Origin of the sequence: Niveibacterium terrae (genome assembly GCF_048213115.1) — a bacterium.
Lineage (GTDB): Bacteria > Pseudomonadota > Gammaproteobacteria > Burkholderiales > Rhodocyclaceae > Niveibacterium > Niveibacterium terrae.
On sequence record NZ_CP172404.1, the window covers coordinates 3512979 to 3530554 of the forward strand.

Annotated in this window: 17 protein-coding genes; 4 read left to right on the top strand and 13 right to left on the bottom strand. The window is 65.6% G+C overall.

The window, feature by feature from the left end:
• Positions 1-100: 100 nt before the first annotated feature.
• The gene (locus ACHFB9_RS16255; protein WP_417068534.1) at positions 101-1000 is read left to right on the top strand and encodes a LysR family transcriptional regulator; all 900 of its coding nucleotides are present in this window, start codon (positions 101-103) and stop codon (positions 998-1000) included.
• A 4-nt stretch (positions 1001-1004) separates the two neighbouring features.
• Here the strand turns inward: ACHFB9_RS16255 and ACHFB9_RS16260 are convergent, their stop codons facing one another.
• The 3 genes from ACHFB9_RS16260 to ACHFB9_RS16270 are packed head-to-tail and all read right to left on the bottom strand — an operon-like array spanning position 1005 to position 3276.
• Entirely contained in the window at positions 1005-1703 is a 699-nt protein-coding gene (locus ACHFB9_RS16260) for an amino acid ABC transporter permease (RefSeq protein ID WP_417068535.1), read from the bottom strand.
• Complete coding sequence (locus tag ACHFB9_RS16265; protein WP_417068536.1) at positions 1700-2440, bottom strand: amino acid ABC transporter permease; 741 nt, start codon at positions 2438-2440, stop codon at positions 1700-1702. The genes ACHFB9_RS16260 and ACHFB9_RS16265 overlap by 4 nt, the downstream gene beginning before the upstream one ends.
• A gap of 11 nt (positions 2441-2451) precedes the next feature.
• Positions 2452-3276 carry an ABC transporter substrate-binding protein gene (locus ACHFB9_RS16270; protein ID WP_417068538.1) on the bottom strand — a complete coding sequence of 275 codons (825 nt, stop codon included), beginning with the start codon at positions 3274-3276 and terminating at the stop codon, positions 2452-2454.
• 264 nt (positions 3277-3540) lie between these two features.
• On the opposite strand from ACHFB9_RS16270, the gene ACHFB9_RS16275 reads away from it, so the two are divergent.
• Positions 3541-4518, top strand: a complete 978-nt coding sequence (locus ACHFB9_RS16275) for a TRAP transporter substrate-binding protein (protein WP_417068539.1) — start codon at positions 3541-3543, stop codon at positions 4516-4518.
• Between the two features lie 4 nt (positions 4519-4522).
• On the opposite strand, the gene ACHFB9_RS16280 is transcribed toward ACHFB9_RS16275, so the two are convergent.
• Genes ACHFB9_RS16280 through ACHFB9_RS16290 form a run of 3 tightly spaced genes read right to left on the bottom strand, consistent with a single transcriptional unit; the run spans position 4523 to position 7211 of the window.
• A complete protein-coding gene (locus ACHFB9_RS16280; RefSeq protein ID WP_417068540.1) occupies positions 4523-5431 on the bottom strand; it encodes a DNA-3-methyladenine glycosylase family protein in 909 nt (302 codons plus the stop codon).
• Positions 5428-5934: a methylated-DNA--[protein]-cysteine S-methyltransferase gene (locus ACHFB9_RS16285; protein ID WP_417068541.1), complete on the bottom strand. Its 507-nt coding sequence runs from the start codon at positions 5932-5934 to the stop codon at positions 5428-5430. Before ACHFB9_RS16285 ends, ACHFB9_RS16280 begins: the two co-directional genes overlap by 4 nt.
• Positions 5935-5948: 14 nt before the next feature.
• Positions 5949-7211 (bottom strand): putative Na+/H+ antiporter, encoded by a 1263-nt coding sequence (locus tag ACHFB9_RS16290; RefSeq protein ID WP_417068543.1) that lies wholly within the window; start codon positions 7209-7211, stop codon positions 5949-5951.
• Positions 7212-7316: 105 nt separating this feature from the next.
• On the opposite strand from ACHFB9_RS16290, the gene ACHFB9_RS16295 reads away from it, so the two are divergent.
• Positions 7317-7862: a hypothetical protein gene (locus ACHFB9_RS16295; protein WP_417068544.1), complete on the top strand. Its 546-nt coding sequence runs from the start codon at positions 7317-7319 to the stop codon at positions 7860-7862.
• Here the strand turns inward: ACHFB9_RS16295 and ACHFB9_RS16300 are convergent.
• The 7 genes from ACHFB9_RS16300 to ACHFB9_RS16330 form a co-directional block, all read right to left on the bottom strand.
• On the bottom strand, positions 7853-8629 hold the full coding sequence (locus tag ACHFB9_RS16300) for a glycoside hydrolase family 16 protein (RefSeq protein WP_417068545.1): 777 nt from the start codon (positions 8627-8629) through the stop codon (positions 7853-7855). The two genes, ACHFB9_RS16295 and ACHFB9_RS16300, sit on opposite strands and share 10 nt — an antisense overlap.
• A gap of 51 nt (positions 8630-8680) precedes the next feature.
• Positions 8681-9598: a VTT domain-containing protein gene (locus tag ACHFB9_RS16305; protein WP_417068547.1), complete on the bottom strand. Its 918-nt coding sequence runs from the start codon at positions 9596-9598 to the stop codon at positions 8681-8683.
• Between the two features lie 2 nt (positions 9599-9600).
• Positions 9601-10653 (bottom strand): alkene reductase, encoded by a 1053-nt coding sequence (locus tag ACHFB9_RS16310; protein ID WP_417068549.1) that lies wholly within the window; start codon positions 10651-10653, stop codon positions 9601-9603.
• Between the two features lie 37 nt (positions 10654-10690).
• Positions 10691-10987 carry an ArsR/SmtB family transcription factor gene (locus tag ACHFB9_RS16315; RefSeq protein ID WP_417068551.1) on the bottom strand — a complete coding sequence of 99 codons (297 nt, stop codon included), beginning with the start codon at positions 10985-10987 and terminating at the stop codon, positions 10691-10693.
• A gap of 102 nt (positions 10988-11089) precedes the next feature.
• Positions 11090-14179: an efflux RND transporter permease subunit gene (locus ACHFB9_RS16320; RefSeq protein WP_417068553.1), complete on the bottom strand. Its 3090-nt coding sequence runs from the start codon at positions 14177-14179 to the stop codon at positions 11090-11092.
• The gene (locus ACHFB9_RS16325) at positions 14176-15279 is read right to left on the bottom strand and encodes an efflux RND transporter periplasmic adaptor subunit (protein ID WP_417068554.1); all 1104 of its coding nucleotides are present in this window, start codon (positions 15277-15279) and stop codon (positions 14176-14178) included. Before ACHFB9_RS16325 ends, ACHFB9_RS16320 begins: the two co-directional genes overlap by 4 nt.
• Positions 15276-16685 (bottom strand): efflux transporter outer membrane subunit, encoded by a 1410-nt coding sequence (locus ACHFB9_RS16330; RefSeq protein WP_417068555.1) that lies wholly within the window; start codon positions 16683-16685, stop codon positions 15276-15278. Before ACHFB9_RS16330 ends, ACHFB9_RS16325 begins: the two co-directional genes overlap by 4 nt.
• A 198-nt stretch (positions 16686-16883) precedes the next feature.
• Here ACHFB9_RS16330 and ACHFB9_RS16335 point away from each other — a divergent pair, with 198 nt between their 5' ends.
• A complete protein-coding gene (locus ACHFB9_RS16335) occupies positions 16884-17573 on the top strand; it encodes a response regulator (protein WP_417068557.1) in 690 nt (229 codons plus the stop codon).
• Positions 17574-17576 lie beyond the last annotated feature (3 nt).

The following is a 17576-nucleotide window of genomic DNA, read 5'->3' on the forward strand; positions in this document are numbered from 1 at the left end:
GTTGAAGTGGGCTGCGTCAGCCCATGGACGACACTCTATTGATTTGAGACGAACCGAAAAACAGCGCAAAATACATTTAACTGTTTCAGGATCAGGAACAATGGACAAGTTTGTCGAGATGCGCACCTTCGTCGCGGTCGTCGAAGCGGGAAGCTTCGTCGGAGCGTCCGAGGCGTTGCAGGCTTCGAAACCGGCGGTCTCGCGGCTGATCGCCGACCTCGAAGCCCGCTTGGGCGTCAGGCTGCTGCACCGGACGACCCGCAGGCTCTCGCTGACCGAGGAAGGGGAAGTCTTCCATGCCCGCTGCCGGGAGCTGCTGAACGCGCTGGACGAAGCCGAAGCGGAGATCACGTCGCGTTCGGGCGAAGCCTCGGGGCTGCTCCGTATCAACGGACCGGTCAGCTTCGGCATCGTCCATCTCGCGCCGCTGTGGGGGAAGTTTCAGCAGAGTCACCCAAAGGTCGCGCTCGACATCACGCTAAACGACCGCGTCGTCGACCTCGTCGAGGAAGGCTATGACCTCGCGATCCGGATCGCCCGCCTGCCCAGCTCCAGCCTGATCTGCCGCCGGCTCTGCACGACCCGGGTCGTGCTGTGCGCGTCACCCGACTATCTGGCGCGCGCTGGCACCCCCGTGCACCCGAACGAACTGGTGAATCACCGCATCCTCGCTTACAGCCAGCTGGCAACCGGGAACACCTGGGAGTTCGATGGCCCCGACGGGCATCATTCGATCAGGACCAGCCCGTCCCTCTACACGAACAACGGCGACACCTGCCGCGTCGCGGCGCTGCAGGGCGCAGGGCTGATCCTGCAGCCGACCTTTCTGGTCGGCTGCGATCTGCGCTCGGGCGCGCTGGTTGAAGTCTTGCCCGAATACCGTTCGACCGATTTCGGGATCTATGCGGTCTATCCGACCCGCAAACACGTGTCGACGAAGGTGAGACTGATGATCGATTTCCTGATCGAGTCCTTCGCCCAGCCCGACTGGCCGGAGTGAAGCCTCAGCGCCCGGGCAGAGGCGGTGCGATCCAAACCAGCAGCCGACGCGCGAGAACGCCGAAACCGTGGCAGAGCAGAAAATAGAGTGCGCCGATGAACAGGAAGATCTCGGTCGGATAGAGCTGGGTACGGGCGTTGACCTGGCCCGCGACCATCGTCAGCTCGGCCACATTGACGATGAAGGCGAGCGAAGTGTCCTTGATCAGCGAAACGAAAAGCGCGATCCACGAAGGTCCGAGATTGCGCAAAGCCTGCGGCGCGAGGATCCAGACCAAGGTCTGGGTGCGGCTCAGGCCACAGGCGAGGGCGGCTTCGCTCTGCCCATGCGGGAGCGCGGCGAGCGCGGCCAGAGTCGAATGCATCACCGCGGCCGAACTGAACCAGGCCAGCGCGACGATCACGGTCAAGGCCCCCGGCACGTCCCGCCCCAGCCAGCGCGGCAACAGGAAGTAGAGCCAGAAGATCACGAAGATCAGCGGGATGCCGCGGATCAGCTCGGCCCAGGCAATCACGACCCGGCTCACCCAACCCGGCCAGCGCCAGGCCACCGCGGCCAGAAGCACTCCGCCGAGCAGCGCGAGAGATCCCGCCGCGATTGCGATCAGCACGGTCAGCAAAAGCCCGCCGATCTCGCCCAGGTCGGTGCGCCCCCAGATCAGATAGGTAAAGTTGTCAGCGATGACCGCCCACGCCAAGCTCATCGCCGGGCCACCCTGAACCGTGAAGCCCTGAACATCAGAAGCTGGCTCATTGCGAGGCCCAGGAACAGGTAGAGCGTCGTGCCGACCGCATAGGCTTCGAGCGCATGGGCGTTATAAGCCTCGATCTCGCGAACCCGGTAGGTCAGTTCGGCCAGGCCAATCGCCGAAGCCAGAGACGAGAGTTTCATCAGGTTCAGGTACTGCCCAACCATAGGCGGCCAGGCGTTGCGCAATGCCTGCGGAAACAGCACGTAACGGAAGGCCTCGTTGTGGCGAAAGCCCAGGCTCAGCGCCGCGGCGTACTGCGCGCGCGGGACGGCCAGCAAGCCGGTTCTGAGCTCCTCGGCAAGGAATGCGCCACCGAACCAGGCCATGGCCCAGGTCGCGCAGACAAACTCGGGGGTCAGCAGACGGATATTCTCGTTGCCGCTGATCCAGCCGTGGTCGGCGATGATCGCGGAGCGCAGCGCTTCGGGCAGGGCTGAGTAGGCCGCGAAGTACCAGAAAAAAAGCTGGACCAGGAGCGGCGTGTTGCAGAGCACGTCGATGACCGCGCTGGCGACGGCGCGCGCCGGGCGCAGCGGCGAGATCCTCAGCGCGAGCAGCGCGAAAGCGATCGCGGTCGCAGCAAGCGAGGCGACGAGCGTGCTCAGCGCGCAGACGACAAGCCCCGAGGCTATCCAGCGGGCGGGCTCTCCCGAGAGCACGCCCGCCCAGTCCAGCGCCAGACCATTCATCGACTAAGCGCTCAGCCGTGCGCGGTGATCTTGAAGTTGCGCGGCTCGGGCGCCTTGCTGCCCTTGCCGAACCAGCGCGCGTGGATCTTCGCCGCCTCGCCACTCTTCTCCAGTTCGAGCAGGCTTGCATTGACGAAGTCGAGCAAGGCCTTGTCGCCCTTCCGGACGCCGACGCCGATGTCTTCACGGCTCAGCAGGTCGGGCAAGATCTTGAATTTGGCCTTGTCCGGCGCCCCGGCGAGCAGCCCGACCAGGATGGAGCTGTCCTGAGTGATCGCATTGACGTTGCCATTGCGCAGCGCAGTCAGCGCCAGCGGAATGTCGTCATAGGCAACGACCTGGGCCTTCGGGAAACGGGCGTGCAGGGCCTGCTCTCCGGTCGTGCCCTTGACCGCACCGATCCGCGATGCAGCGTAGCCATCGAGCTTGTTCGCGCTCTTCACCGGGACCAGGAACTGCTGACCGGTCACGAAGTAGGGATAGCTGAAATCGACGACCTGGGCGCGTTCGGGCGTGATCGTGATATCGGCGACGATCAGATCGGCCTTGCCCGACTGCAGTAGCGGAATCCGGTTGGCCGGATTGGTCGGCACCAGTTCGAGCTTGACGCCGAGCTTCTTCGCCAGCGCTTTGGCGAAATCGATGTCGTAGCCGACGATCTCACGGCTCTTCGGGTCGACCGAACCGAAAGGAGGATTGCTGTCGAAAACCGCGGTCCTCAGCACTCCCGCCTTACGGATATCTTCGAGCTTTCCGGCATGGGCCAGTCCACTGGCAATCGTGGCCGCTAGCGCGATCAGCGTCGGAGCGGCAATACGCTTGAATAGGGAATTCATCTTGACTCCTGGAACGTTGGTGGAGGGGAAGATCAACGCCAGGTCAGTCTATCCAGCGTTCCCGAGACAGGGAACGAAGGGTTTTTCATATCCTAATTCGCGTTAGTCTCGCGGTGGAGACAGCGAGTTCTTTGACAAATCTGTCAAAAATCATTGCCCCCCGGCGATTCGGCTCCGCAGGAATAAGCTAGCATGCAGAGCATGCTCCTGCGGACGACGAGCCTTCCGCAGGGGATGGCGATAAAAATACAGGAGACAGAATCAATGAATAAGAAGATTTGGCTGGCTGCCACGGCGCTTTTCTTGTCCGTGACCGGCTCAGCCGAGGCACGCGACCTGGTCACCGCTGAAGTCCAACCCCCTGACCACGCGATCGTCAAGGCCGAGGAATTCCTCGGAAGCCGCCTCAGCGAGCTGAGCCGTGGAAGCCTCACCATCCAGCTGCACCACAGCGGCCAGCTCGGCAGTGAAAGCCAGGTCTGGGAAAAGGTGCGCACCGGCAAGCTCGACATTGCCCGGGTCAATGCGGCGGTGCTGGGCAGCGAAGTGCCCGCGGCGCGCGTGCTGAGTCTGCCCTATCTGTTTCGCTCGCGCGATCACCTGTGGCACACGCTGAGTGGGGACTTCGGCACCCGTCTTGCCAACGAAGTCGACCGTGCCGGCGCCATCGTGCTGACCTACTACGACAGTGGCACGCGCTCCTTCTATACGACGCACAAGCCGATCCGCACCCACTCCGACTTCGCCGGGCTGCGCATCCGCGTCCAGGACTCTCCGGTCTACCGCGACCTGATCACGATGCTGGGCGGCAAACCGGTCAGTGTTCCATTCGACAAGGTCGAAGAGGCGCTGAAGAACGGCACGATAGACGGCGCGGAGAACAACCTGCCTTCCTATGTGTCGAGCGGGCATTACAAATACGCACGCTACTACACCGTCGACGAGCACAGCACGGTGCCCGAAGTGCTGCTGATCTCGAAGAAGACCTGGAACACGCTGTCGGCGGACCAGAAGAAGCAGCTCCAGGCCGCAGCGAAGGATTCGTCGGCTCTGATGAAGAAGCTGTGGGCCGAGAGCGAAGCGCGCTCGCGCGAGAAAGCGCGCAAGGAAGGCGTCACGATCATCGAGAAAGGCCAGATCTCGCTGGCCGGGATCGAGAGCTTCGCGGTCAAGATCTACAACAAATACGCCACCGATCAGCAAGACTTCGCGGCGGTGATGAACATCGTCAACTCGCGCTGAGTATTCACGCCGCCACCGAGTTCATCGCCCACAGGTGGGCGGCGAGCAGGGCTCGCCAAGGCGAGAAGTCGGCGAGCCAGGCCTTGACCTGTTTCTCGGTCAAGGCCTCATCGCTTCCGAGCAGGCTCTGTAAGCCCCGGCGGACCGCCGCATCCGCGTGCAGCGAACCGTCCAGCCAGCCGAAGCCGCGCAGCAGCGCGTAATCGACCGTCCACGGACCGATTCCGCGGATCGCGAGCAGTCTGGCGCGGATCTCGTCGATCGCAAGGGTGTCCGCCCATCGCTGCAAAGGAAGAACTCCGTCGCTGACGAGGCGGGCAAGCTCCATCAGAGTGGCCGCCTTGGCCGCCGAGAATCCGGCTTCACGAAACTTGTCCGCGTCGAGCGCGGCGATCGCCTCGGCATCCGGATAGCAGAACAGACCGCATGAGAGCCGCCGCCCCGCGGCCAGGATCAGCTTGCGGCGCAGCGAAACGGCCACCGCAACGCTGATCTGCTGCCCCGTGATTGCCCAGCTCAAGGCTTCGAAAGGCGACGCGGCGAGCGGCACGCGCAGCCCGCTCTGACGGGAGAGCAGAGGCCCAATCAGAGCATGATCGCGAAAGCGCGATTCGAAGCCCTCGACGTGCTGGTCCAGGCCCAGCATCCGTTCGGCGAAACGCATGAAATCGCGCTCGCAACACGGCTCGCCGTCACCCGCAGCGCCCTCGCAGGCGAGCTCAACGTCTATCCGGCCAGCGAGGAAGCGGACGGTCAGACAGGCCGGAGCGCCCCTCCAGATCAGGCCTTTGCGGAAACCGCCAACTTCTGCCTTCTCGGCGACTTCAAACGGATCGCGGCGGTGAAAAGCAAGGATGTCGGCAATCCGGTAATTCGCAGGCAGAGCGAAACACGCGGACAGTTTGCCACTCATCGCTGACCGCTCTGCTCCGTTTCGCGTTCGAGCAAGGCCCTCTTGCGCGCGACGCCCCAGCGATAGCCGGACAGCGAAGCGTCACTGCGGACGATACGGTGGCAGGGGATCACGACCGCGAGCATGTTCGCGGCGCAGGCTCCGGCGACCGCGCGCGCCGATTTCGGCGCATCGATCCGGCTGGCGATCTGCGCATAGCTCGCGGTGTGGCCAACCGGAATCTCGCACAGGGCCCGCCAGACCCTTCGCTGGAAAGCGGTGCCGCGGATATCCAGGGGCAGATCGCTCGGCCGCCCCGGGTGCTCGGTCAGATCGACAACCCGGGCGGCAAGTTCATCAACGCGGGCATCGTCCTGCGCTCGTTCGGCGCCAGGAAAACGCTGCAGAAGCGCGCCGACCAGCGCATCGGGACCATCGCCCAACGCGATCGCGCAGATCCCCTGCTCGCTGACCGCGACCAGCAGAACACCAAGCGAACACTGAGCAAGCGTGAAACGGATCATGATGTCCCCCGAGATCAGAGAAACCGGAAAGCGAACGCAGCGACCACGGTCGGTGGCAGCGCGGCGAGCAGGAGCTTGAACGGGCTGACCGCCTGATCTTCGAAATGCGCACGCAGGATCGCGAGCCCTGCCGGGTTCGGAGCGTTGGCGATGATCGTCAGCCCTCCTCCGGTCACCGCGCCGGCAACCAGCGCATATTTGAAGCCATCGGCGAGCCCTTCGACCTGGGCCCCCAGATAGGTCAGCGCGGCGTTATCGGTAAAGGCGGTCAGCGCTGCGGCACCGAAAAACACCGCATCCTCGCTCATCCTGAGAAGCAGCGGCTGAAGCCACCACGACTGCAGACCGCCCAGCACGACCAAGCCGGCCAGGAAGAAGGCGACCAGCAGGCCTTCGCGCAAGATCAGCGGATCCTGATGACGGGAATAGGCGTGGGCGATGCCCAGGAAGAAGAGAAAGATGCCCAGGAAGATCGCCGGATGGTGGGCGAAGATGACGACCGCGGCGAGCAGAGCCAAATGCACGGCGACGAGAAAAGCCGGCACCGCTGGCTGAGCCCCCTCCTTCTCCTCGGGCACAGTCAGGCGGCACAAAGTCCCGGAGAAGACGAGGGTCGCGGCGAGCGCGTTGACCAGCACCGCGATAGCCGCTTTCCCGCCGAAGTTGGCCAGCATGAAACCGATGTCCCAGTCCCACTTGCTGGCGACCATCAGCACCGGCGGCGCGGCGAACGGAGTCAGCGTGCCGCCTATCGAAATATTGACGAAGAGCACGCCCAGAGTCGCGTACTTGAGCCGCGGCGACACTTCGGCCGAAAAGATTCTCCTCGACAGGATCAGCGCCGCCAGCGTCATCGCGGCCGGCTCGGTGACCAGGGAGCCGAGCAGCGGAACGACCGCGAGCACAACGAAGTAAAAGCCCATGCTGCCCGGCAAGGGGATGACCCGCACCAGCGCGCGAATCAGCGCGGTCGCGGCGGCCAGGATGGGCCGGGTTCCGGCGATGACCATGATCGCGAACACGAACAACGGCTCGGTGAAGTCGCGCGAATCGATGTAGCGGGTCGCAGCCGGGCTGCCCTGCAGCGCGAACATCGCGACGACGAGAACCATCGCCCAGAAGCCGAACACGACTTCGATCTCGCCGAGCAGATGCCAGAGCCCGGCGTGAGCGGGACGAAGCCTCGCGAGGCGCTCGAACGCGCCGGTTGCGAAAGAATGCAGGATCGCGACCGCAAACAGCGCTGCGGCAATCCATTCGATCAGCGTAGGGTTCAAACCATCCTCCTTGCTTTTTGACGAGCCCGCCAGAATTTGGACGGGCTCGCCCGGATGCGGACGGGCGCGCTATGCTGGCTAGCGTATCAATTCTTCTGTCCGACGATGAACACAAAAGACGAATCCGCGACGACCGAAATCACGCGCCTGTTCGCAGCCCTCCGCCCAGCCTTCCCCGACCTTGAAGCGATCACGGTGCTGCATATCGGCGCGGAGCAAACACTCGTCGCCAGCGCTTCGAACGATTCTCCGGCAATCCAGGCGATAGCGATAGGCTCTTCGGCTCGCGGTGTCGCGCACATCCTTCACACGCCACCGACCGCGGCCGAGGTCGAAGAGGTGATCCAGATCGTCGAGGACGCGCTCTTTCCTGTCCGCGCGATGCTGGCCCACGCCTCGACGCTGCTTACGAACGACCCCGGAATCGCCGAGATCGCAGACCTTGCCGGTCTCGCCAAAGCTCCCCGGCGCGTGCTATCGCGCGAAGCGGTGGAACGGCTCTTCGGACGCATGGCCATGCTTGCCGAAGGTCAGCCGCTCGCGCACTCAGGTCTGCCGGCTCGAGCCGACTTCTATGTGACCCTGTTGATCCTGCGCGAGTTCCTGCACCATCAAGGTTTCGACGCGATCACGATCGAAACTCAGCGGTAGCCTGCGACGTAATCGACGATGAAGCGCATCGCGTCGGCGTCGCGGTTCTCCAGATCGTAGAGATTCAGCATCAGCTGCATCGGATAGGCAGGAGACTGCTCACTCGTCCGGATCAGGCGACCGTTGATGAAGAAACTAACTCGCTCTTCGGTCCACTGCGCCGCATAGGTATTGAAGCGGCTCACGTCGAGTTCGAACTCGTCCTCGTGAAAATCGTCGACGATCCGTGGATCGCCAAAGGGGTGCAGACCATAACCGATCTTTGCCCGCCCCTCGCCGACATTACCCCCCTTGAGCTCAAACAGACAGATCTCGGCGGAGTGCTCGGGCTCATCTTCGAAACCGATCATCCACAGCGCTGCGACGTTGTTCGCCGAGATCTCGCAGCGGGCGCGCAGCTCGAAATAGCCGTAGCGGGGCAGATAGGTCTTCTGCTCCGGCTGGGCTTCGCGAACCACGCAGTCTTTCGAGAAGCGGTGCTGCCCCTGAGGCGAGCCGAGCGGACCGGCGAAGAGCCCGGTCTGCAGCGAGGAGACGCGGACCGGGCCGTTGAATTCCGGGCACCAGGGCTGCTGATCGGCATCGATCTTCAGCACCAGAGCCTGTCCGGAGAGCTCATAGCGCGGCACCGCCCTCGCCCGACAACTCCACTGCGGCAGATAGAACGGAATCCATTTTTTTGTATCGAGCGCGGCCTGCTCGAAGCCATCGTAGAACTCGAGCGCGTAGGCGCGGCCTTCGACCATCTTCCGGGCGGGAACTTTCATCGCCAGCCTTTACAGGAAAAGGCCCCCATTCTCGCCGAATTCGCTTGCGCCCTACAGCCCCCCGCCGGCAGCATGGGCCTGCCAGGCCTCGAAACCACCGCGCAACGGACGAACCTGACGGTAACCCAGGCTCGTGATTTCACGCGCCGCGAGCACCGCACCGGCGTCCTCGGGACAGGCGCACAGCGTGACGACCAGCGCGTCGCGCGGCCAGTCGGCGACTGCGGCGGGCAATGAATCGTAGGACGCGATGCGGGCGCCCGGGATCTCGCCAGTCTCGCTGCGCAACCCCTCGCCGCGCAGGTCGAGGAGCAGAAGGGGTTCATCGGAGCGCAGCGCGGCGAACAAGGCTTCAACGTCGAGCTGCGGAATTCTCGCCTTGAGCCGGAACCCGCGCTTCTGCAAGAGCTTCCAGCCCAGCCAGCCGAGCACCAGGGCTCCGAGTGCCAGCAAGGCTTCGAGACCGTGCCTGGCCGCGAAGGCCAGCATCGCCGCGACGTGATCGCGCAGCACAGCGCCCACCAGCAGGGCCAACCCGGCCCACAGCGCGGCCCCGGCTGCTGCCGCCGCCAGGAAGGCCGTGAAAGGCATGCGCAGCGCCCCTGCGATCGGCGGTGCGACGGTCGAGAAGCCGGGGATGAACTTCGCGACGACCAGAGACCACAGTCCCCAGCGGATGAAGCGCGCCTCGGTCCGGTTCACGCAGGAGGCGGGGTTCATCGACAGCCGGCACAACGCGCCGAGCACCTTGTACCCGAAGCCCCGCCCGGCCAGAAACCAGAGCGCATCGGCCAGCACCGAGGCAAGCACGGCGGCGGCGAGCAGACCGGAAAAGCCCGCGAGGCCCGCGACCAGGCCCCCGGCGGCGATCAGGGTCGGCACGGCCGGAACAGGGAGTCCCAGCTGCTGCAGCAGCACGTTCAGGAAGACAAGCCAGGCAGCGTTGCCGGCCAGAGCAGAGGCGTCCATGTTCAATCGAGCGCCGGATAGTCCGTATAGCCTTCGGGGCCGGCACCGTAGAAAGTCTCCGGATTCGGCTCGTTCAGCGCCGCGCCGCGAGCAAAGCGCTGGGGCAGATCGGGGTTCGCAATGAAGAGCTTGCCCCAGGCGATGGCATCCGCCTCGCCGGCGGCGAGCGTCGCTTCGGCACTATCCGCGGTGAAGCCTTCGTTCGCGATATAGACGCCGCCGAATTCGGCTTTGAGCTGCGGGCCGATCCGGTTCTCGCCGAGCGATTCGCGGGCGAACAGGAACGCGATCTTGCGCCGGCCCAGCTCGCGCGCAACGTAGCCGAAGGTCGCCAGCGGGTTCGAATCGCTCATCGAATGGCTGTCGCCGCGCGGCGCGATATGGACGCCGACCCGGCCGGCGCCCCAGACCGAGATCGCCGCGTCGGTCGCGGCGAGCAGCAGGCGGGCGCGGTTCTCGATCGATCCGCCCCACTCGTCGCTGCGGCGGTTCGTGCCGTCCTGCAGGAACTGATCGAGCAGATAGCCGTTCGCACCGTGCAGTTCGACTCCGTCGAAACCGGCCCGCTTCGCGTTCTCGGCCCCCTTGCGGTAGGCCTCGATGATCGCGGGGATCTCGGCAGCTTCGAGCGCGCGCGGCGTCGCATAGGGACGCATGGGCCGGAGCAGGCGGACATGGCCTTCGGCGGCGAGCGCGCTCGGCGCAACCGGAAGCGCCCCGCCCAGCAGTTCCGGGTCGGAGATCCGGCCGACGTGCCACAGCTGCATCACGATCCGCCCGCCGGCGGCGTGGACTGCGCGGGTAATCTTCTTCCAGCCTTCGACCTGTTCTTCGGACCAGATTCCCGGCGTGTCCGGATAGCCGACGCCCATCGGCGTGACCGCGGTCGCCTCGGACAGGATCAGACCCGCCGCTGCGCGCTGCGCATAGTAGCCGGCCATCAGTTCGTTCGGCACCCGGCCGGCGCTGGCGCGGCAGCGGGTCAGCGGCGCCATCACGACACGATTGGGCAGGCTCAGTTCGCCGGCCTGCAGCGGTTCAAACAGTTGGCTCATCTCGTCACTCCGTATCGACAGCTCAGGGGATAGCGCCTCACAGCGCATCGTGGATTCGGGCGAGGAAGTCGGCGATCGCCGCTTCGTCGCGTTGATAGAAGATCCACTGCCCGACTCGCCGCGTCGTCACAAGCCCAGCGCGCTGCAGACAGGCAAGGTGGGCGGAAACCGTAGACTGCGACAGCCCGGTACGCACAAAGATGCGCCCCGCACAGACCCCGAACTCGTAGGGGTAGTCCTGGTCGGGAAACTCCCGCTCCGGGTTCTTGAGCCAGGCCAGGATGTCGCGGCGCACCGGATTGGCCAGCGCCTTGATCACGTCGTCGATTTCCATTACGCATTTCGTTGTTTCGCGATAGAGCGAATCTTATTTCGCAAATATACGAAATGCAAGGCCAAAAAAAGCGCGGCGGATGCCGCGCTTCCTCCCTCAACGTCAATCCATCCGATCCGTAGCCAGATCCTTGTCCGTTGCCTGGAAGCGCTGCACCAGGCGTTTGAGCCAGACGAGAAGATCGTCGACATAAGTGAAGACCACGGGCACGATCAGCAGGCTCAGGAAAGTCGAGGTCAGCAAGCCGCCGATCACGACGATGGCCATCGGCTGACGGAAGCTCGGGTCGGCACCGACGCCGGCCGCGATCGGCAGCATGCCGGCCGCCATCGCGATCGTCGTCATCAGGATGGGCCTCGCCCGCTTGTGGCAGGCGTCGAGCAGCGCGTCAAAGCGGGAGAGCCCTCGCTCACGCCTCGCCATCACCGCGTACTCGACGAGCAGGATAGAGTTCTTCGTCACGATGCCCATCAACATCAGCACGCCGATCACCGCGGGCATCGAGAAGCTGCTGTGCGTCGCGAGCAGCGCGACGAGCGCGCCGCCCAGCGACAACGGCAGAGCGGCGAGGATGGTCGCGGGCTGCAGAAAGTCGTGGAAGAGCAGCACCAGCACCGCGTAGATGCAGAACACGCCGATCGCCATCGCCGAGCCGAAGCTGCCGAAGAGTTCCGACATCCGCTGCAGTTCGCCCTGCTCGACCAGATGAACGCCGGGCGGCAAGGACTTGATCGCAGGCAGAGCCTTCACTTCGCGCATCACGTCACCGAGCGAACGGCCGGACAGCTCGACCGACAGCGTCACATTGCGCATCCGGTCCAGACGGTCGACCTGGGAGGGACCGCTGCCCAGCGAGATCTCGCCGAGCGAAGCGAGCGCGACGCTGCCCTGGCTGCCCGCGACGCGCAGCTGAGCGATCGTCGCGAGCGAATCGCGCTGGTCCGGGGCGATGCGGACCCGCACGCCGATCTGGCGCTGCGGCAGGTTCAGCTTGGTCATGCTCGACGAGTAATCGCCATAGGTCGCGATGCGCACCGCCGAGGCCAGAGCATCGGAGCTGACACCCAGCGCGGCAGCCTTCGCGTAATCGGGCTTGATCTGGACTTCGGGCCGCTGCAAGGACGCGCCGGACGTGATGTTGCCAACACCCTTCAATGTGCGCAGCTGGGTTTCAACCGCATTGGCCGCACTTTCGAGCGCATCCGGATCGTCGCTGGCGAGCGTAACCTGGAGCTTCTCACCATTCATGCCGCGACCAACCGAGACCCGCGCGCCGGGCAGCCCAGTCAGAGCCGTGCGCATCGCGTCCTCGACCTTGGACTGTTTGCGGCTGCGCTCCTTGCGCGCCTTGAGCTCGACGAGCAGCGTCGCGGTGCGCACGTCGCTGGTCGAACTCGCATCGGGCCCACCGCCAGTGCTCGCGGTGCCAACCGAAACCAGGACCTGGCGCACTTCGGGAATCGTCTTGATGATGCGGCTGGCGTCGAGCGCGAGATCGCGCGTCTCGTCCAGCGTGCTGCCCGGAGCGAGTTCCAGGCTGACCTGACTCTGTCCGTCGTCGGAAGCCGGGAAGAAGCCGGTCGGCAGCAGAGGGATCAGCGACAGCGACAGCGCGAAGAACACGACGGCTGCCACGGCCGTGCGCCGGCGGTGGGCCAGGCAGGCCCTGACCCAGCCCAGATAGCGGGTCATCAGGCCGCTGTCCTGCTCGACGTGCCGGGACGGCTTCATGAAGTAGGCGGCCATCATCGGCGTCAAGAGACGCGCGACGAGCAGCGAGGCGAGCACTGCGACCGCGGCCGTGACCCCGAACTGACGGAAGATCAGGCCGGGGATGCCCCCCATGAAGGCGGTCGGCAGGAAAACCGCGACCAGCGTGAAAGTCGTCGCGATCACCGCGAGGCCGATTTCGTCGGCCGCCTCCATCGCGGCCTGAAAGGGCGTCTTTCCCATCCGGAGGTGGCGGGCGATGTTCTCGACTTCGACGATCGCATCGTCGACGAGGATGCCGACCACCAGGGCCAGGGCCAGCAGCGAGATCTGGTTCAACGAGAACCCCACGTGATACATCACCGCAAAGGCCGGCAGGATGGACAGCGGCAAGGCCGTCGCCGAGATCACGGTCGCCCGCCAGTCGCGCAGGAACCACCAGACCACCAGCACCGCGAGGATCGCGCCCTCGACGAGCAGGTGCATCGAACCTTGGTAGTTCTCGATGATCGGGGTGACCGTATTGCTGATCTCGGTGATCTTCACCTGGGGATGGGCGGCCTGAAAGGCCGGCATCGCCGCGCGCACCGCTTCGGCGACCGCGACGTCGGAGAAGCCCTTGGAACGATTGATCTTGAAGCCCATCACGGCCTTGCCGTCGAGGAAGGCGAGCGTGCTGCGCTCGGCAAAACTGTCGCTGACCTTCGCAATCTGGGCGAGGCGCACGCTGCGCCCGTCGGCGAGCGGAATCGCCAGCGCCGCAACGTCCGCGGCGGTGCCGACAGCCCCCAGCGTACGCACCGACTGCACCGCGCCGCCGACTTCGCCGCGTCCGCCCGAGGAATCCTTCTGCACCGCCTTGAGCTGGGTCGAGACATCGCCGGCGCTCACACCCAGCCCCGCCATCAGGGCCGGGTCAAGGTCGACATGCACTTCGCGATCGACGCCACCTATCCGCGACACCTGCGCGACGCCGCGGGCAGAGAGCATCGCCTTCGCGACATCGTTGTCGATGAACCAGGACAGTTCGGTCTCGTCGAGCTTGGCGGAGGCGACCGTGTAGGTCAGCAGCGCCGAATCGGCCATCGTGACCTTCGAGACCGTCGGCGTGTTCATGCTCGAAGGCAGGTCCGCCTTCGCGCTGTCGACGGCGTTGCGCACTTCGTTGAGCGCCGACTCGGTGTTCTTGTCGATCTCGAAGGACACCGCAATCGACACCGATCCATCGGTGATCGTCGTCGAAATGTGCTCGATCTTGCTGAGCGATGCGAGTTTGTCCTCGATCTTGCGCGCGACTTCGGTTTCGAGTTGGGCCGGTGCCGCGCCTTCGAGCGTCGCCGAGACCTTGATCGTCGGCACGTCCATGTCGGGGAACTGCTGGATCCCCAGACCCTTGAGCCCGAGGATGCCGAAGATCGACAGCAGCACGAAGAGCAGCAGCGCCGGAACCGGGTTGCGGATGGACCAGGCGGAGAAGTTCATGCCTTCTCCTTCGCGAGGCTGACCTTGTCGCCATCGGCGAGGAAGGCCGCACCACTGGCGACGACGCGAGCCGCATCGCTGATGCCGGAGACGATTTCGACCCTGTCCCCCTGACGACGGCCGATCGTGACGCTGCGCCGCAGCACTCGCGAATCCGCTCCGACTTCGAAGACATAGCTGCGTCCATCGCGCAGCACGACCGCGCTCTGCGGCACCGAAAGCGCGGGCCGCGAGCCGACCTCGATGCGCCCGCTCGCGTACATGCCCGCCCGGGCAGGGCTTGCCACAGGGAGACTGACATAGACGTAGGCCCGGCTCGTATCGCTGGCCAGAGTCGGCGCGGCGACGCGGACCCGGCCGCTGACCGTGCCGCCATCGGGCAGCGTCAGGCTCGCGCTCTGACCACTCCTGACTTCGGCGAGCTGGCGCGCATCGAGCTCGGCCCGCCACTCGATCCGGTTCTGGCGGACCAGACGGAACATCTCCTCGCCCGAGCTCGCGACCTTGCCCAAGGTCGCCGAACGCGACGAGATCGCTCCGTCGTCGACGGCGAGGATGCGCGTGTGGGCCAGCACAATCTTCTGCGCATCGAGCTGGGCCGAAGCCTGGGCAACGCTCGCCAGCGCGGTCCGCTCGGCGATCAGGTATTCGTTGACCTGCTGATCGGACAGCGCGCCGCTGCCCTTGACCTGTCTCGCCCGCGCGGCATTCGCGCTGGCCTGGGCGAGGCTGGCTTGGCTCGAGGCGAGCGCCGCCTGATATTTGCGCAGATCCGCTTCGACCGAATCGCGCGCGAGCTCAGCGAGCAATTGCCCCCGCTTGACCACGTCGCCGACATCGGCGTGCAGCGCCGTCACGCGCAACCCTCCCGTCTCGGCGCTGACTACGCCCTCCTGCCAGGCAGCCAAAGCGCCGTTCGCGGTGAGTTCGCGCGGCCAGTCGGCGCGCTGCGGCAGCACGGTCTGAACCGCCATCACGGCGCGGCTCGCCGCGGGAGCGGGCGCCGCCTGGGGCGAGCGCGGAGCGAGACTGAAAGCCAGCACAGCCACGACGGCAGCCGCCACGCCAGCCATCGCAAATTTTCGGGAACGGGGATTCATTGCTTTTCTCCTTGGGCCGAGGAAGCGAGGCCTTGCCAACCGCCCCCCATCGCCTTGTACAGCGCAATCCAGTAATCGATGCGGTTCTGTTGCAGTTCGACGAGTGCGATCTCGGCGCCGAGCGCCGAACGCCGCGCGGTCTCCAGGTCGAGCAGGCTCGCGCCACCCGCCTTCCAGTGCTGCTCGGTCGCGACGAAGTAGCGCCGATAGCCTTCGGCACTGGTCCGCGAGTCGGCTTCGCGCCTCGCGCTGCTATCGAGGCGCACCAAAGCCTGTTCGACTTCCTTGACCGCGCTGCGCACGGTCTGTCGGTAGTCGGCCAGAGCCGACTGATAAGCCGCTTCGGCGCCCTCCTTCTTCGCCTTCAGCGCGCCGCCCTGGAAGATCGGCAGGCTCAGGCTGGGGCCGAAGGACCAGGGCAGACTCGCCGCTCCGGCGACCGCGGTCGCGCTGATGGCTCCCGACAGAGTTAGGCCGGGCCAACGGGCGGCCTCGGCGATACCGATGTCGGCGCTCGCCGAGGCGAGCGCGCGCTCGGCCGACACGATGTCCGGCCTGCTGGTCAGCAGGCTGGCCGGCACGCTCGCGACCGCGAGTCCGTCCGGGCTGGGCAGGCCGCTCCCGGCGGCAAGCTTGCCGCGCAGCGCCACTTCCTCGAAGCCGGTCAGCGCGACGAGGCTCTTGACGGTCAGATCGCACTCGGCCTGCTGGGCGGTCGCGGTCGCTTCAGCGCTCGCCGCGCTCGCCTGCGCGAGATCGGCATCGGCGCTCGCGGCGAAACCGGCGGTCGCCGACAGCCGGGTCAGCCTCTCGGTTTCGCGCTGCGACTTCGCTTCGTCGCGATACGCGGCGAGCTTCAGTTCGCAGGCCCGATAGTCGACATAGTCGGTCGCGACTTCGGCGGCCAGCGACACCCGGGCGTCGTGCCAGTCGGCGACTCGCGCTTCACTGAGCGCCCGCGCCGACTCGACCGAGCGGCGGACTCCGCCAAACAGATCGATCTCCCAGCTCGCGTCGAGACCGCCGCCCGTCGTCACGGTCGGACTCGCGCCGATCCCGGCCTTCGTTCCGGCCTGGGTCGAGGAAGCGTTCGCGGAGAGCGAAGGCAGCCAGGCCGAGGCCGAGCTGCGCTGGGTTGCACGCGCTTTCGCGATCGCCGCGCTGGCGCGGGCCAGAGTCGGGCTGTCGGCCTGGGCCGCGGCGAGCAGATCGGAGAGCACGGGGTCGTGAAAACGGCCCCACCAGTCGGTCAGCGAAGCGAGCTGACCGCCGTGCGGCAGCGGCGCCTGCCAGCTCTTGGCGATCGGCACGTCGGGCCGACGGTAGTCGGGGCCGACCGCGCAGCCGGCCAGCAGCAAAGCCAGAGCCGCGGCCGCGCAACGAAAAGGCAATGAAGTCGGGAACATGGACGAATCCGGAGTTTTCTCGATCCGGATCTTCCCGCCCCGGCGCGTAAGCCGCGGTCAGCGAAGGTAAAGTTGCGTAAATGCCCGATCAGCCAGAAAGCCTCTATGCGGCAGCATCGGTAAAGCTGGGTAAAAGCTCACCGACAGAGCCGGCGGCGCTCTATGATCATGCGGATCTTCCCGCGCTACAGGTCTGCCATGCCCCGAGTGCTGCTCGTCGATGACGACACCGAACTCGCTTCCCTGCTCGTCGAATACCTGAACCAGGACGGCTTCGATGCCGACGCGGTCCACGACGGCGAGAGTGGCGTCGAGGCGGCGCTGTCCGGCCACTATTCCCTCGTCGTGCTCGACGTGATGATGCCGCGGATGAACGGCGTCGAAGCGCTGCGCGCGATCCGCGCCGCGAGCCGGATCCCGGTGCTGATGCTGACCGCGCGCGGGGATGACATCGACCGCATCCTGGGCCTGGAGCTGGGTGCCGACGACTATGTACCGAAACCCTGCACGCCGCGCGAACTCTCGGCCCGGATCCGCGCGATCCTGCGCCGCCTCGATGAACGGGGCGAAGCAGCTGCCGATGTCGAAGCGCTGCGCAACGGCCCTCTGGTCCTGTGGCCCCAGCGGCGCGCCGCCCAGTGGCAGGGAGAAGCGCTCGCGCTGACCGGAACCGAGTTCAGCCTGCTCGAAGTGCTGGTTCGCCGCGTCGGCCATGTCGTCAGCAAGGCCGAACTTTCCGACAAGGCGCTGGGTCGCCCACTGGCCCGCTTCGACCGCAGCATAGACGTGCATGTCAGCGCGATCCGCCAGAAGCTGGGCAACGCCGCCGACGGCCAGTCCTGGATACGGACCGTGCGCGGCGTCGGTTACCAACTGGTCAGGGAGTAAGCC

Coding starts and splice junctions, on each gene's coding strand:
- ACHFB9_RS16255 (WP_417068534.1), top strand. CDS start 101: ATGGACAAGTTTGTCGAGATGCGCACCTTCGTCGCGGTCGTCGAAGCG.
- ACHFB9_RS16260 (WP_417068535.1), bottom strand. CDS start 1,703: ATGAGCTTGGCGTGGGCGGTCATCGCTGACAACTTTACCTATCTGATC.
- ACHFB9_RS16265 (WP_417068536.1), bottom strand. CDS start 2,440: ATGAATGGTCTGGCGCTGGACTGGGCGGGCGTGCTCTCGGGAGAGCCC.
- ACHFB9_RS16270 (WP_417068538.1), bottom strand. CDS start 3,276: ATGAATTCCCTATTCAAGCGTATTGCCGCTCCGACGCTGATCGCGCTA.
- ACHFB9_RS16275 (WP_417068539.1), top strand. CDS start 3,541: ATGAATAAGAAGATTTGGCTGGCTGCCACGGCGCTTTTCTTGTCCGTG.
- ACHFB9_RS16280 (WP_417068540.1), bottom strand. CDS start 5,431: ATGAGTGGCAAACTGTCCGCGTGTTTCGCTCTGCCTGCGAATTACCGG.
- ACHFB9_RS16285 (WP_417068541.1), bottom strand. CDS start 5,934: ATGATCCGTTTCACGCTTGCTCAGTGTTCGCTTGGTGTTCTGCTGGTC.
- ACHFB9_RS16295 (WP_417068544.1), top strand. CDS start 7,317: ATGAACACAAAAGACGAATCCGCGACGACCGAAATCACGCGCCTGTTC.
- ACHFB9_RS16300 (WP_417068545.1), bottom strand. CDS start 8,629: ATGAAAGTTCCCGCCCGGAAGATGGTCGAAGGCCGCGCCTACGCGCTC.
- ACHFB9_RS16305 (WP_417068547.1), bottom strand. CDS start 9,598: ATGGACGCCTCTGCTCTGGCCGGCAACGCTGCCTGGCTTGTCTTCCTG.
- ACHFB9_RS16310 (WP_417068549.1), bottom strand. CDS start 10,653: ATGAGCCAACTGTTTGAACCGCTGCAGGCCGGCGAACTGAGCCTGCCC.
- ACHFB9_RS16315 (WP_417068551.1), bottom strand. CDS start 10,987: ATGGAAATCGACGACGTGATCAAGGCGCTGGCCAATCCGGTGCGCCGC.
- ACHFB9_RS16320 (WP_417068553.1), bottom strand. CDS start 14,179: ATGAACTTCTCCGCCTGGTCCATCCGCAACCCGGTTCCGGCGCTGCTG.
- ACHFB9_RS16325 (WP_417068554.1), bottom strand. CDS start 15,279: ATGAATCCCCGTTCCCGAAAATTTGCGATGGCTGGCGTGGCGGCTGCC.
- ACHFB9_RS16330 (WP_417068555.1), bottom strand. CDS start 16,685: ATGTTCCCGACTTCATTGCCTTTTCGTTGCGCGGCCGCGGCTCTGGCT.
- ACHFB9_RS16335 (WP_417068557.1), top strand. CDS start 16,884: ATGCCCCGAGTGCTGCTCGTCGATGACGACACCGAACTCGCTTCCCTG.